The 14,253-nt window shown below is 45.0% G+C and carries 14 protein-coding genes; 11 read left to right on the top strand and 3 right to left on the bottom strand.

What is annotated here, in order from left to right:
- Positions 1-30 precede the first annotated feature (30 nt).
- From FHS57_RS15260 to FHS57_RS15240, 5 genes are all read left to right on the top strand, one after another.
- Positions 31-1,497 (top strand): RagB/SusD family nutrient uptake outer membrane protein, encoded by a 1,467-nt coding sequence (locus FHS57_RS15260; protein ID WP_183975099.1) that lies wholly within the window; start codon positions 31-33, stop codon positions 1,495-1,497.
- Between the two features lie 39 nt (positions 1,498-1,536).
- Positions 1,537-2,991, top strand: a complete 1,455-nt coding sequence (locus tag FHS57_RS15255) for an FAD-dependent oxidoreductase (protein WP_229601359.1) — start codon at positions 1,537-1,539, stop codon at positions 2,989-2,991.
- A gap of 135 nt (positions 2,992-3,126) precedes the next feature.
- Positions 3,127-4,512 (top strand): sulfatase family protein, encoded by a 1,386-nt coding sequence (locus FHS57_RS15250; protein WP_183975097.1) that lies wholly within the window; start codon positions 3,127-3,129, stop codon positions 4,510-4,512.
- A gap of 87 nt (positions 4,513-4,599) precedes the next feature.
- The gene (locus tag FHS57_RS15245) at positions 4,600-7,443 is read left to right on the top strand and encodes a family 78 glycoside hydrolase catalytic domain (RefSeq protein WP_183975095.1); all 2,844 of its coding nucleotides are present in this window, start codon (positions 4,600-4,602) and stop codon (positions 7,441-7,443) included.
- 12 nt (positions 7,444-7,455) lie between these two features.
- Positions 7,456-8,229 carry a glycoside hydrolase family 16 protein gene (locus FHS57_RS15240; protein WP_183975093.1) on the top strand — a complete coding sequence of 258 codons (774 nt, stop codon included), beginning with the start codon at positions 7,456-7,458 and terminating at the stop codon, positions 8,227-8,229.
- A gap of 12 nt (positions 8,230-8,241) precedes the next feature.
- Here FHS57_RS15240 and FHS57_RS15235 read toward each other — a convergent pair whose 3' ends face one another.
- Complete coding sequence (locus FHS57_RS15235; RefSeq protein WP_183975091.1) at positions 8,242-8,595, bottom strand: hypothetical protein; 354 nt, start codon at positions 8,593-8,595, stop codon at positions 8,242-8,244.
- A gap of 40 nt (positions 8,596-8,635) precedes the next feature.
- Here FHS57_RS15235 and FHS57_RS15230 point away from each other — a divergent pair, with 40 nt between their 5' ends.
- The 5 genes from FHS57_RS15230 (at position 8,636) to FHS57_RS15210 (ending at position 11,214) form a co-directional block, all read left to right on the top strand.
- Entirely contained in the window at positions 8,636-9,109 is a 474-nt protein-coding gene (locus FHS57_RS15230) for a hypothetical protein (RefSeq protein ID WP_183975089.1), read from the top strand.
- Complete coding sequence (locus tag FHS57_RS15225; RefSeq protein WP_183975087.1) at positions 9,106-9,798, top strand: hypothetical protein; 693 nt, start codon at positions 9,106-9,108, stop codon at positions 9,796-9,798. Before FHS57_RS15230 ends, FHS57_RS15225 begins: the two co-directional genes overlap by 4 nt.
- 80 nt (positions 9,799-9,878) lie before the next feature.
- Positions 9,879-10,067, top strand: a complete 189-nt coding sequence (locus tag FHS57_RS15220) for a hypothetical protein (protein WP_183975085.1) — start codon at positions 9,879-9,881, stop codon at positions 10,065-10,067.
- Positions 10,067-10,837 carry a TIGR02757 family protein gene (locus tag FHS57_RS15215; protein WP_183975083.1) on the top strand — a complete coding sequence of 257 codons (771 nt, stop codon included), beginning with the start codon at positions 10,067-10,069 and terminating at the stop codon, positions 10,835-10,837. The genes FHS57_RS15220 and FHS57_RS15215 overlap by 1 nt, the downstream gene beginning before the upstream one ends.
- A gap of 170 nt (positions 10,838-11,007) precedes the next feature.
- Entirely contained in the window at positions 11,008-11,214 is a 207-nt protein-coding gene (locus FHS57_RS15210) for a hypothetical protein (protein ID WP_122933961.1), read from the top strand.
- Positions 11,215-11,219: 5 nt separating this feature from the next.
- Here FHS57_RS15210 and FHS57_RS15205 read toward each other — a convergent pair whose 3' ends face one another.
- Positions 11,220-11,720 carry a GNAT family N-acetyltransferase gene (locus FHS57_RS15205; RefSeq protein WP_183975082.1) on the bottom strand — a complete coding sequence of 167 codons (501 nt, stop codon included), beginning with the start codon at positions 11,718-11,720 and terminating at the stop codon, positions 11,220-11,222.
- A 363-nt stretch (positions 11,721-12,083) separates the two neighbouring features.
- Between FHS57_RS15205 and FHS57_RS15200 the strand changes: the two genes are divergently transcribed.
- The gene (locus tag FHS57_RS15200; RefSeq protein ID WP_183975080.1) at positions 12,084-13,151 is read left to right on the top strand and encodes a hypothetical protein; all 1,068 of its coding nucleotides are present in this window, start codon (positions 12,084-12,086) and stop codon (positions 13,149-13,151) included.
- Between the two features lie 19 nt (positions 13,152-13,170).
- On the opposite strand, the gene FHS57_RS15195 is transcribed toward FHS57_RS15200, so the two are convergent.
- Positions 13,171-14,100, bottom strand: a complete 930-nt coding sequence (locus FHS57_RS15195) for an AraC family transcriptional regulator (protein ID WP_183975078.1) — start codon at positions 14,098-14,100, stop codon at positions 13,171-13,173.
- Positions 14,101-14,253 lie beyond the last annotated feature (153 nt).

Here is a 14,253-nt window from a genome sequence, read left to right as displayed (position 1 = left end):
TTGATGTTGCATCCTAAAAAGATATTCAAAATGAAAAAAAGATACTTTGTTTTTTCGAAAATAGCCACCTTTTTGCTTGTACTGGTGTGCGTGCTATCTTCTTGTGAAAGTATTCTAAAAGAAGAACCGAAATCCCTCGCTGTCGAAACTTTCTACAACACAGCAGCCGAAGTAGAAGCCGCTGTCAATGCTATTTATACTCCGCTTCGTAGTAGTAATACCAGTGGTATGGGAGTTTATATCGCTGTTTTAGAAGCCCACAATGACTATGCTTACGGACGTGGTAGTTATGCAGTTTTGAACAATTTTCAAGGGCTCGATAACGTGAACATTAGCCGTACAGCAGGGGCATGGGAGGGCTTTTATTTGAGTATTCGCAATGCTAATTTAGTCATCAAAAACGCTCCTAACGGCAAGTCTATTTCCAAAGCTAATAGTGACAAATACCTAGCCGAAGCAAAGTTCTTGCGGGCTTTTAACTATTTTCACTTAGTCAGAAACTGGGGAGGCGTACCTATCAGAACTGAGGCTAACATGACAGATATCAACGCTAAACGTAATTCCGTAGCCGAAGTGTATGATCTTATTTTGGCGGACTTGAAAGTAGCAGAAGCAGGTCTCCCCGAACAACTATCTCAGTCAGGCCGCCCCTCTAAATGGGCGGCCAAAACGCTACTCGCCGACGTATATTTGGAACTCAAACGCTACAATGAAGCCCGCGATAAAGCAGAAGAAGTAATGCTTTCTAAGAAATTTTCGCTGGTGCCTGTCCAAGTACCTGAAGACTTCCAAAAGATTTTTGGCCCGACTGTCGTTACGACTGCCGAAGAAGTATTTTACCTCAAGTATTCGCGTCAATCAGGTCAGGGAAATCTTTGGCCTTGGCTCACTAATCATCCTGGTACGCGGCTTCATGGCGGAGGGGGTGTCTATGGACATCACAGCGACATTACCAATCCTGTTTATAAAAACTGGGACGACAAAGACCTCCGAAAAGGACTTTGGTATGTTTGGAACATTGGTCTGGGGGCTACGTCGATTTTGTCAAAAAAATTCATCGACCCTGACGCAATTGGTGGCTCAGGTGCGGGCAACGACGCGCCTTGGTACCGCTATGCCGATGTATTGCTCATTTATGCAGAAGCTGCCAGTCAAGCCGCCAACGGGCCTACTGCGGCTGCCTTGGAAGCGCTCAACCAAGTGCATCGTCGCGCTTACGGCTTGGTTCCTACCACTACTTCAGCGATTGACTTCAAGCTGGCTGACTACAATGCCAACTCCTTTTTGGACTTAGTGATCAAAGAACGCGGCTATGAGTTTCAATACGAAGGCAAACGTTGGCTAGAACTCAAGCGTACGGGCAAAGCACAACAAATCATCATGGCCACTAAAAGCAAAACCATTGCTGATAAAACTTATTTATGGCCTATTGCGGTATCCGAACTGGGTTATAACACGGCCATCGATCCCGTAAAAGACCAAAATCCAGGTTATTAGGTCATAAATTTAATCCCTCACACTCAAAGCATTGAAATCATGAATTCCAACGATAATTTTGAATCATTATCCTCCATGTTTAATCTCAATCGCCGTAAGTTTTTACGATCGGCTATTGTCAGTACAAGTGCCGCTACTTTACTTTCGCAGGAAACAGAGGCAGCATCCCCAGAAGCTAATACATTTAAAGAACCCGCACAAAACTTACCTATCAAAGATGAAGTAGATGTGATGGTTTGTGGGGCGGGGCCTGCGGGCGTATCAGCGGCTATCACTGCTGCAAGGGCGGGTGCCAAAACCCAGCTTATCGAAATTCACGGTTGTTTAGGCGGTGTATGGACGGCAGGGCTTCTTACTTATATCTTTGATTTTAATAAACCTGGCTTGACCAAAGAAATCAAGGCTAAACTCGACGAAAGAGATGCTCGCCGTAACAAAATCGCCGATCAGTTTGTGTATCATCCCGACGAAATGAAGCTGCTTTTGGAAGAAATGTGTCAAGAAGCGGGGGTGAAGTTTTTATTGCATACGCGAGTAGCGGCCGCTTATCGAGATAAAAAACGCCTCACCACCGCCATTACAGAATCAAAGTCGGGACGAGAGGCATGGAAGGCCAAAGTGTTTATTGATGCGACTGGAGACGGTGATCTTGGTGCGCAAGCGGGTAACGCTTGGGAAATTGGAAAAGGCGGTGATACTTGTCCCTGTCAGCCTCTGACTCTCAATGTCTTGGCAGTAGTAAAAGACCCCGCTGCACTCAAACAATACATTTCATTTTATACCAACGAAGGAGAACGGGCTAATTGGCACGTGCCTGCTGTCAATGCTTTCGCGAAAGAAATCAAACGGGCTGGTATCACACCTTCTTATGGAATGCCTACGTTGTTTCTGATTCGTGAAAATTTGGTAATGATTATGGTCAATCATGAGTATAATATCAAAGCATTTGACGCTACCGAAATCACCGACGCTACTGTACGCGCCCGCGCTGAGGTATATAATATCGTAAGAGGACTCAACAAACTAGGTGGCCCTTGGGAAGGAATGCAAATTGTGGCTACGCCCGAGCAAATAGGTATCCGTGACGGGCGTCGGATTCAGGGGCGTTATACTGTTACGAAAGAAGATTTGGTAGTGGGGGCTCGTCATACCGACGCTGTCACACGCCCTACTTTTGGGGTGGATATTCATGCTACTGATCGAAAAACCAATGAAGTAGAAACCATTTCGCGCGGAGGTATCAAGATGATTCCTTATGATATTCCATTACGAGCGCTCATTGCCAAAGATGTCGATGGGCTTATGATGGCGGGGCGCTGTATCAGCGGCGATTTTACCGCCCATGCCAGTTACCGTGTTACGGGCAATGCCGTTGCAATGGGTGAGGCAGCTGGGGCAGTAGCTGCCTTAGCTGCTAAAAGCAATAAGCTCCCCCACGAAATTGACTGGAGTGATGCGGCTCAGTTGCTGCATCAACTTGGAATGCGTAGTTAAGTAAAGGGCTAAAAAAAGTAAATGGTCTTTTAATCAATGACGCGTATGTTGAACAACAGTTAGTTGTCTTTGAAACCAAGCGAAAGTAAAATTCGGCATCTGCCTACTTCTAATGGAAAGTTACCTCGCGCTGCTATGAAATTATTCAATCGTTGGTTTATTCCTTTGGTAGTGAGCGTATTTGCTTTCTTTTCGTTTAAGCAGGGTTCTTCTACATCGCGACCCAACATCATCTTTCTCCTCACCGACGACCACCGATGGAACGCCTTGGGGGCGATGGGAAATCGAATGATTAAAACACCTCACTTAGATCAACTTGCCGCGCGCGGCGTTCTTTTCAAAAAGGCGTATGTGACGACGTCCATTTGCTGCGTGAGTCGGGCGAGTATTTTGAGTGGGCAATACATGTCGAGGCACAAAATTGAGGATTTTAATACCAGTTTTAAGCCCGCAGCCTTTGCCAATACTTACCCAATGTTGTTGAAAAAAGCAGGGTATCAAATCGGTTTTATTGGCAAATACGGCGTTGGAGAACCCAAAGCGCAGCCGAGCAATGTCTTCGATTTTTGGGCGGGTTCGGAAAAACCACAACCCGATTACGAAATGAAGGACGCGCAAGGCAATTTTATTCACCATACCGATAAAGTCAACAACGACATCCAGCAGTTTTTGGCACAAACCCAATCAGATGCGCCGTTTTGTTTGTCGGTGAGTTTTAAAGCGCCGCACATTCAAGACGGCGACCCGCGCCCGTTTATCGTTCAAGAACGTTATAAGCCGATGTACGCCAACGATTCGATTCCTGAACCCGAAAAAGCCGACCCGAAGTACTGGCAATCGTTCCCCGATTTTTTCCGAACCGATAAGAACATCGCCCGCGAGCGCTGGTATTTTCAGTTTGACGGCAACCGAATGTACCAAGAAAGCGTGCGGCAGTATTATCGTTTGATTAGCGGCGTGGACGAAGTCGTTGGAGATATGATGAAAACCTTGCAAGACAAAGGTTTGGCTTCTAATACCGTCATTATTTTTATGGGTGATAATGGCTATTATTTGGGTGAATACGGGATGTCGGGAAAATGGTTTGGCCACGAAGAGTCGATTCGGGTGCCGCTCATTATGTACGACCCGCGTACTCCTCAGCTTCGTAAAAAGACCTCCAACCAATTGGCGCTTAATATCGACATTGCCCCAACGATTTTACAATTGGCGGGAGTGAAGGTGCCTGCGGAAATGCAAGGTGTGAACTTGGCGGAACTTGTGAAAAAGCCAAAACAACTCGCCAGAAACGCATTTTTCTACGAGCACACGTTTCTGGGTTCGCCTCGTTTGCCCAAGGTGGAAGGCGTGGTACGCAACGACCTGAAATACATGAAGTACATTGAGCACAATTACGAAGAACTCTACGACCTCCGCAACGACCCCGACGAGAAAATCAATCGGGCCAAGGATGCCAACTACCTTTCTCAACTCGAAACCATGCGCACTCAGTACCAAACGTGGAAACAAAAAGTGCGTTGATAATCGATGGGTAGGGTAGTGAAGGATAGTTGTGGGTAGTATTTCTTTCAACTTTGCCCGTAGTAGTAGTGAAAACCCTTAACTGATATGTTTCAACGATTTCTTTCCTTGGCAGTTGCCCTGCTGTTGGGCGTTAGTGTGTATGCACAAAGCGACCTCAAGGCCGTTTATTTACGGTGTGAATACAAAATCAACCCCGTGACGGACGTCACTCAGCCTCGTTTGAGCTGGGAACTGACCTCGGCCGTCACTAGTCAATACCAAACGGGGTATCAAATTTTGGTGGCGACTTCGGTGGCGCTGTTGGAAGAAGGGAAAGCAGACTTGTGGGATAGTAAAAAAGTGACAGGAGAGACCACTTCCCAAATTGAATACGCGGGTAAACCGCTGGAATCGCGCCAAATCTGCTATTGGAAAGTAAGGAGTTGGGATAAAAAAAATGTACCCGGGTCGTGGAGCGAACCCGCTAGGTGGGAAATGGGTTTGCTGCAAAAAAACGACTGGAAAGCCAGTTTTATCGGGCTTAACCTGAACCATTTAGGAAAGGGAAAAGAATACCACCTACCGCCCGCTCCGTTTCTTCGTAAAGAGATTGATGTAAAAGGCCCCATCAAAAAAGCACGACTGTACGTGACGGCGCTTGGTTTGTACGAATTTCAAATCAACGGGCGTAAAATCGGGAATGATTACCTCACCCCAGGCTGGACCGACTACAACAAACGCCTTTATTACCAAACATTTGACGTAAGTAAAGACCTGAAACTTGGCAAAAATGCCTTGGGCTCTATCCTTTCTTACGGTTGGTATGCGGGCTACTTGGGGTATGCGTTGCTGGTGAGAAACCCCGTTGTCAAAAACTTTTATGGCGATGTACCCGCGCTGAAAGCACAGTTGGAAATTGAATACACCAACGGCCAAAAAGAAACGATTGCGACTGACAATACGTGGAAAGCCAACTATGGCCCCATCGTGGAGTCGGATATTCTGAACGGTGAAGTGTATGATGCCAACAAAGAGCTAACGGGCTGGAATCAAACGGGATACAATGAGACCGCTTGGAAAAAAGTCATTACCGTTTCGGAGAAAGCCGAGCGTCTATTTCAATCTTTCCCAGGCGACCCTGTGCGGGAAGTAGCCCGACTTACCCCCAAAAATATCAAACAGATTGGGGCAAAGGCGTATTTGATTGACATGGGGCAAAACTTTGCGGGCATCATCAAGGTGCGTTTCAAAGCTGCCAAAGGTGATTCTATTCTTTTTCGGTTTGGTGAAATGCTGTATCCCGATGGCAAACTCATGACCGAAAACCTCCGCAAGGCGCGCGGGACGGATTTGTACATTGCCAAAGGCGACCCCAACGGTGAAATCTACGAGCCCCGTTTTACGTACCATGGGTTTCAGTACGTGCAAGTCGAAGGGCTACAAAATGGCCTCGGAATGCAGGATATTTTGGGCCTTGTGCTGTCGTCGGCTACCCCAAAAGCAGGAACATTTGAAACGGATAATGCTTTTGTGAATCAATTGTACCATAATATTATTTGGACGCAGCAGTCTAATTATCTGGAAGTTCCGACCGATTGCCCGCAGCGTGATGAACGCCTCGGCTGGACGGGCGATGCCCAAGCGTACGTAAAAAGTGCTACGCTCAACAACGACATTGCGGCTTTTGGGACAAAATGGGTGGCGGATCTCAACGATGCCCAACTCCCCAACGGCGCCTATCCGCTGTACGCCCCTGCGCCGTCGGTTCGCAAAACCGATACCTATTCGCCTGGCTGGATGGAGGCGGGGATTGTGTATCCGTACCAAATTTTCCGCTCCTACGGCGACACCCGAATCATCAAAACGCACTGGTCAGAAATGAAGAAATTCATGCAGTTTTTGGAAACAAAAAGCAAAGGCGAGTACGTGTTTAAGGAAACGGCTTTTGCCGAAGTCGATCCCAAAGGTGGTTTTGGCGATTGGTTGAGTGTGGGCAAAAAAACGCCGCCAGATATGCTGGCTACGATGTATTACGCGTACTCCGCCCAATTGATGCAGGAAATGGCCTTGGCCATTGGCGACGAAAACGAAGCGAGCCATTTTAAAGAGATAAATGCGAAAGTGAAGGCGGCTTTTCTCAAACATTACACCAATGCCGAAGGGCGATTTATTTGTAACGCCGCAGCGTACGGCGACGGTCGGGGCTACGTTGACGGCGAGCAAGGGTTTGAGGGACATACCCAAACGGCCTATGCCAACGCGATTTTTATGAATCTTTTGGACAGTACCCACACCCTCAAAGCGGCCAAATGGCTGAATGAATTGGTGGTTAAAAACGGCAATAAACTCACCACGGGTTTTTTGGGCGTGCGGCCTATGTTGCCAGTGCTTTCAAACACAGGCTACAGCGAAACAGCCTACAAGTTGTTGTTCCAAAAAGAGTATCCTTCGTGGGGTTTTGAGATTCAAAACGGTGCCAATACGATTTGGGAACGTTGGAACAGTTTCACCAAAGAAGGTGGTTTCCCCGCAGGAATGAACTCATTTAATCACTACGCGTTCGGTTCTATTTGCGAATGGATGTTTGAAAACATGGCGGGGATTAAAGAGACGTCGCCTGGGTTTAAGACGTTCCTCATCCAACCCGAACCGATGAACGCCACTATCAATTCGCTGAAAGCTACGCACCGTTCGGTGTATGGTAGCATTACCTCGGCTTGGCAGAAAAAGGGCGACCTAATTACGATGACCATTGAAGTGCCTGTTAACACCACGGCGACGATTTGTTTGCCGCCAACGCCAACTAACAACATTACTTTCAACGGGAAAGCACTGGTGGCCTCTACTGTTAAGCCCAAGTGGATTAATCGCCGTGAGCGAAATACGGTGACGGTAGGCTCGGGGAAATACGTGTTGAGTTACAAAAAATCGGCTTTGTCAGGGTTTTAAACGCCTCCTCACATGAAAACGTTTGTCTGTGTTTTCCTTAGTTTTTTATGCGTTGAGGTTTGTTTTGCTCAGCGTCCTGCCCAGCCGCCGATGTCTCAGGAGCAGTTTACACCCGAAAAACTAGGCTACTCCCTGTTTTGGGAAGATAATTTTAATGGGAATCAACTCGACCCGAAAAAATGGGCGGTAAGGGGAGTGGGGCCGCGTGCCTTAGGCTACGTGTCGCCCGAAGCGGTGGAAGTGAAGGACGGTTTTCTGAAATTGCACGCTATCCAAAAAGGAGACAGCATTCTGATTGGGGCGGTGGGTACGCAAGGCAAACTGATGACCAAATACGGTTATTTTGAATGTCGGGCGCAGTTGCAAAAATCACCAGGCGTGTGGGCGGCGTTCTGGATTCAGTCGCCCGATATTTCCAAAGGCGAAGACCCCGCTGTTTATGGAGCTGAAATAGATATTTTTGAGTTTTTCAAAAAACTGGGGGTAGATATTGTCTCCCACAACGTGCATTGGGCGTATGGCCCCAACCAAAAAAGTACGCGCGGAATGCAAAGTTACCTCAAAGGAGTAAGCGAAGGATTCCACACTTTTGCGTTGGAATGGACGCCCGACAAATACGCCTTTTTTATTGATGGATACAAGTTTTATGAAGTCACCATCGGGATTTCACGGATGGAAGAATACCTGATTTTAAGTATGGAACTTCCCTCGGAAAAGAAAGATTTACAATACACTGTTTACCCCGACGTATTTTTGGTGGATTACGTGAGGGTGTATAAGAAATAGAGAGTCGGTTGGCTATTTGTCTTTCGAATCGACGTGCAAAACGTGTAAAAAACGGTGCACAAAAGGGGCGAATAAAACTGAAGTTGCTGATAAAAAAGTAATTCCGCTAAAAAGTGCGTAAAAAGAAGCAAAAACTTTGGCTACGTCCGAATGAAGCGTATCAACGGGGCCCATGCCTCCTAAAATCATCGCCGCATTATAAAACGAATCTACCCAGCCCATGTGCGGGTCGGTGAGGTAGCGGTAGCCCAGTGCGCCAATCAACCACGAAATTCCAATCATTCCGACTGCTACGGCAGCATATTTGATAACTCGACGTTGAAAACGAGGTTGAGAGATGACTTTTTGACTGTGGTGTTCAAACATAGTTTCATATTTTTGGGGTAATAATACTTCATAACACGACATGAAAATACAAGTATTCATTATTCTTTTTGGGGTCTTATCCTGTTTGAGCTGTACCGAAGAATGCGGTGTGACGTCGGAACCTACGCTGTCTATTCAATTTAATTGGCGGAGTCCCAAGCCGATCTTTACTAAAATTAGGGTAGTTGGCGCTACAAAAGAAATTTCTCCCCAAGGCATAAAGCCCTCCACAGAATCAGCTTATGGCGATTTGCATTTGCCACTAAACCTAAACGAATCGCAAACAACCTATATTTTTGAACAACAAGGGCGTACTGACACGCTCACGGTGTTTTATACAACCAATATACAGAATTTTAGACGATGCGGTTACGTATTGGAAATAGCCAAACCAACGACTGGGCGCACCATTTTATCGAGTTTCAAACGCGCAGAAGTACAGTATAATGGGTATTATGCAAGCTACCAAAGCGGTACAGGAGGGGGAATAAACGTTCAAATTGCAGAACTATGAAACAGCTAATGACTTATTTCTTGCTAAGCTTTTCATTGTTGGCAGGAGCCCAAAAGCAGCCGTTACGAATTCAGGCTATTGGGATAGATGGCTTCAAAAATCTCCCTTTTATGGCTTTTTCTCAAAGCGAAACAGTAATAAGTGGTTTGGTGACGAACGAAAAGGCGCGCCTTTATAATCCTAGAATTGGAGAAGTGTATGTGCAGTTGGGGCGCGCAAATACTTCTAAATTGATAACGCTGGGGCTAGGATACGCTTCGTTAGAACATCTACAAGCCCAACGCCTTCAACAACGGATAACGGGGATTTATCTTAAACTTGGCAGAGAACATCATAGTGCTACTAGACATGGGGCCGTAAGTTTCTTTTGGGGATATTACCTTACCCTGTCTCGCACCAAAGCAGAAGGAAACATCGTACTTGACGGCGAGTATTTTCCAAGTTATACCACGGCTGTTCCCTCAAAAGCTGGGGGGGAAGCAGGGGTAGATTTTACTTTAGGAGCGCAATTCTTACTATTTAAACGCCTACAAACACGATTATTGGCACGCAATGCGATGGCTATTTCAGCGTTTGGGAATCGAAATTATCCCTACCTGCCAGGCCAAGGATTGCGGTTGTCTAATGGTTTAGTAACGGGCACGGGCGGGGCAACAGTCCAATTGTTCTATCTCCTTGGGTCGCGATAAAATAAAGTGCTCACAAATTGATTTTTTGTTTTCGATTCAAAAACCGAAATTTGTACTAATTACCATTAACATAAATAAAAATGCTTTCTCGCCGCCAAGAACGCGAACAAATCAAAAAATCCCTCGGCTTTCGTATTTGGAGCGTTGCTTTTACCATTTTTTACCCATTTATTTCGCTTTTTACGTGGATATTTACGGGGATTGTTCTGCTATTTTCGGGGCTTTCTCGCGGGTTAGTGTGGGTGTTGAAGGGAGGTCGTAGCATCTAATGACCAACTATGTGGTGGAGCTGCTGGAAGCAAAAGTAGCTCAGTACAACCAGCCCAATTTTATCCCCAACGACCCCATTAGTATTCCGCATCAGTTTTCGAAGTTACAAGACATCGAAATCATGGGTTTTTGGGCGGCAGTTTTGGCGTGGGGACAGCGTAAAACGATTATCAACAAATGCCAAGAGTTGATTCAACTCATGGACGGTGCTCCTTACGATTTTGTTCGTAATCATACCGAATCAGACCTAAAACGGTTTCTCAACTTCAAACATCGGACGTTCAACGCCACCGATACGCTCTATTTTCTTCATTTTTTTAAGCACTTTTACCAACATCATCACTCGCTAGAAGAAGCGTTTGTTCAGGCCCTTCCCGTAGAGGCGCCGCACGTAGAAAAGGGCCTTGCAGGCTTCCATGAGTTGTTTTTTAGCCTCGAAGATTTTCCAGAACGTACCCGTAAACACATTGCTACACCCGTACGAAAATCATCGTGTAAGCGGCTCAATATGTTTTTGCGCTGGATGGTGCGCAAAGACGACAAAGGAGTTGATTTTGGCCTTTGGAATGCCCTGAAACCTTCGCAATTGATATGCCCGTGCGATGTACACGTAGATCGGGTAGCGCGTAAGTTGGGGCTTATTCAGCGTCCCACCACCGACTGGCAAACAGCCCTAGAACTCACCGAAAACCTCAAACAACTCGATTCCAACGACCCCGTTAAGTACGATTTTGCCCTGTTTGGACTCGGCGTAGAGGGGGAAATGTGAGAAGTTGCTTTGGGAGACATTAATAAAATGTACGCAATTAATCATCCCCAATATCATTTTTCACAATTGGATGTTTTAGATTGGTACCATTTCTTAATTAGAGACCGCAAAAGACGGGCAAAAGGCATTGTCAAAATTCAAGTTGTAGATTATATTACCCTGTAGTATTTATGAAACCTTACGAATCACTCCAAGATGAAATTCAATATACTCTTGAATCTATTGGGCGCGTGAATGCTTCTTTGGTACGACATGAAGCGCAAGCAATTCCTGATTTGTTAGCTATTGAACAGTATAAAGAATTAAAAATAAATTTGACGAAGCAATTGTTGGAATTGCTGGCAGAAATGGATGTTAATGTAGCCATAGCTGCTTGATAGTGTTAGCTAATAAACTCAAACACAACCGCCTCTTCATGCCCTTCAAAGATGGTTGGTACTTGCTTCATGCCCGCTTTTTCTAATACGTGCCGTGAACTATGATGATTAGGATGGATGAAGGCGATGATGGGGCGTCCAGCAAAATTCGTTTGGAGGTGTTCGATAGATGTGCGAGTCACTTCGGTGGCGTAGCCTTTACCCCAAGCTTCGGGCACAAACCCGTATCCTACTTCGATGGCATCGGTATTTTCTACGTGTTTGATTTTGACAAGTCCTACAAACGTTCCACTTTCTTTTTCGTAACAAGCACATAATCCTAGTCCTTCGTTTTCCGAGGCATAAACGAGTTCATTGGCGATGCGTTGGTGGCTATGCGAAATGTCAGCCGCAGGGGTACGGATGAATCGCATAACATCGGCATCCCCTTCGATTCGGAATAAGTCAGCGGCGTCTTCGGGTCGGAAAATACGGAAATACAGGCGTGGAGTTTCGAGGTAAAGCATAATGAGCGTATTTTGGAGCAAAATTATGCTTATGACGGTAATTTCACAGTAAATAGCTCATTTGTTTTCTTTTAAACATACTATTTTGCTAGTAAATAAAGACTGACTTGGTTGAAATTAAATACCTTGTTTGAAAAGTAGTATGATATTTTTTATCCCGCAGATAAACGCAGATTAAAATTCAACGCGGATTGGCGCAGATAAGCTCATTAGCCGAATTAATCACCCAAAATCTGCGGTTATCTGTGGTGTTAGAATCAGCGTAAATCTGCGGGTAAATTATAAAGAAACTTAATAAACAACCTATTAAAAGCAAACCAACTAAAAATCAATCGACTATTTGCGCACTAAGACTCCACACGCATGAACAAGCCATCAGTTGTAAATGAAATCACAAAAGAGGAAGTAGGTTCTTCAAAAGTAGATGTTGCTATTGCTTTTTATGGAAAGCCGCACCACACAATCATTGCCATAAAAAGCCTGATAGAGCACTGTGGTAAGCATATTGATACAATATATCTTGCCCGGGAGCGAGTTCAGCCTCATAATGACTACATTGGTATTTATAAAGTGATTGATTACTTCCGAAACACAGGGGTAAACTTATCCGTGTACTATCCGCGTTATTTTATTCCCGTTGGCTTGAGCGATTATGAGCGAACAAAATCTGATTCGCGGTTTCGGCACAGTATCATGTTTCAGTACCCACTTGAAATAACAGATAAAGAGTATTTAGTTGTGATGCACAACGATATGTTATTTCATAAAAATATTGTGGGGGAGATGATTAAGCTAATAAAAGAATCGCCACAACATACTATCGGAGTAGGTTCGGTTGGCCAATGTTGGAGCTGTCCAGCAGGGCCTAATTGGGGAAATAAATGCAACAGCAATCGCTATGAAGACTATGTGCCTTCGCTAGAGGAAGCCATTGAGCTCACCGAAAAGTACGAAACACCACGCCGTGACATACAGTTGAAAGTTTTGAAAGAAGGAAGGGTTCACTTGCTCCCAGAATGCCGACTTAATGAGTATTGTGCGTTGATTGACGTTCAAAAATACCGCAAAGAAACACTTCCTCACGGGGATTTAGGTTGTTATGGAGGGTCATGGGGAGGCGTTGATTTAGGGACTGTTTGGAGCCACGAAATTTACAAAAGAGGGTACAAATTCATCGCTTTCCCCATTGACGATTATGCAAAACATTCGCCCTTTGATAGCTCAGGAAGCGGGACTAAATCCAAAACGCATTTGGAGGTTTACCAAGATGCGGAGCAAAATGCAAAAAAATACCTCGAAGAAAATTATGGGCCACTTCAAAAAAGTCTCTACATCACTTGGGCATTTGGTCTAGATACCGTAAAGCGGGCTGCTTGGCGGTTGGCGATTGCTGTATATGTATTTATAAAGAAGTTTACGAAGAAAAACTAGCCCATCGACGTGTACCAACCTACGCCATGGGCCGATTTTTGAGTTGATTCGATTTCTCTTTAAACTCAGTAGGCGAGAGGTTTTTCTTTTTCTTAAAAATACGGCAGAAGTACGAAAAGCTATTGAAACCACTGGCCATAAAAGCTTCTTTGACGCTCATTTTAGGGTCACGAAGCAGACTTTCTGCCAATTTTAGACGCTCTTCGATGATAAAATCAATGGGAGTAGAACCCGTCTCGTGCTTAAACGTACGGTAAAAATTTGACTCACTCATGTAGGCTTTTTCACTCAGCAACTCAATGGTGAGGTCTTCGGTGATATTTTCCCGAATAAAATTGAGCACAAACGAAATACGGTCGTTGTTGGGTTGGGTGTAAGACTTTTTAAGGTAAATACTCTTCGATTCAGTTTGTAAAATGCGGATGATAAGCTCTTGCAGCAGCATATCGGCAAAAATATCTTTAGAGGGGTGGTTTTCGGTGAAAATAAAAATAAGTCGTTGCAGGATTTGATTGATGGCAATGTCGTTTGTAAAATGATAATTATAATCGGTCATGCTCCATTCCTTCCCATTTTGTTTCAGCCCACGTTCATTGAGCAAATTCACGGCCTGTTGGAGTTTGGCTTCGTTGAAGGCCAACGCTAGGCATTGCGTAGGATTTTGTTCGGAGGCTTCGGGAAAATCAATACACATCAATTCGTTAGAGGGTAAAATCACCGATTCGCCAGGTAAAAACCCGAACGAAGGCGTATTCTGAAGGTGCATAATTTTTTTGCCCCGTATCATACTTGCCAACACAGGCTCATGAAACTGCAACATCACTTGCGCGGCCTTTTGGTGCGTCTCAAAAATGTTGAGTTCGGCATTGTTAAGCGTATGCAGGGTACGATTTTCTACCAACGTTTCGAGGCGGCGGTTTTGGTAATGCAAAGGATTTAACTCAACCATGGGTATCTATTGCTAAAGAATTTATTGTATTAATTCTTAAAATCATACTAAAAGTACGTCAAAAACGCATACAATGGTAGTATCGTACAACAGTTGATAGAATAGTACAATCAGTTGATAGGATAGGGAAAATGGTAAGCAGGATAAGTCAAT

This window comes from Runella defluvii, assembly GCF_014195535.1.
GTDB classification, from domain to species: Bacteria; Bacteroidota; Bacteroidia; order Cytophagales; family Spirosomataceae; genus Runella; species Runella defluvii.
This window is presented reverse-complemented; position numbering and strand designations above follow the sequence as displayed.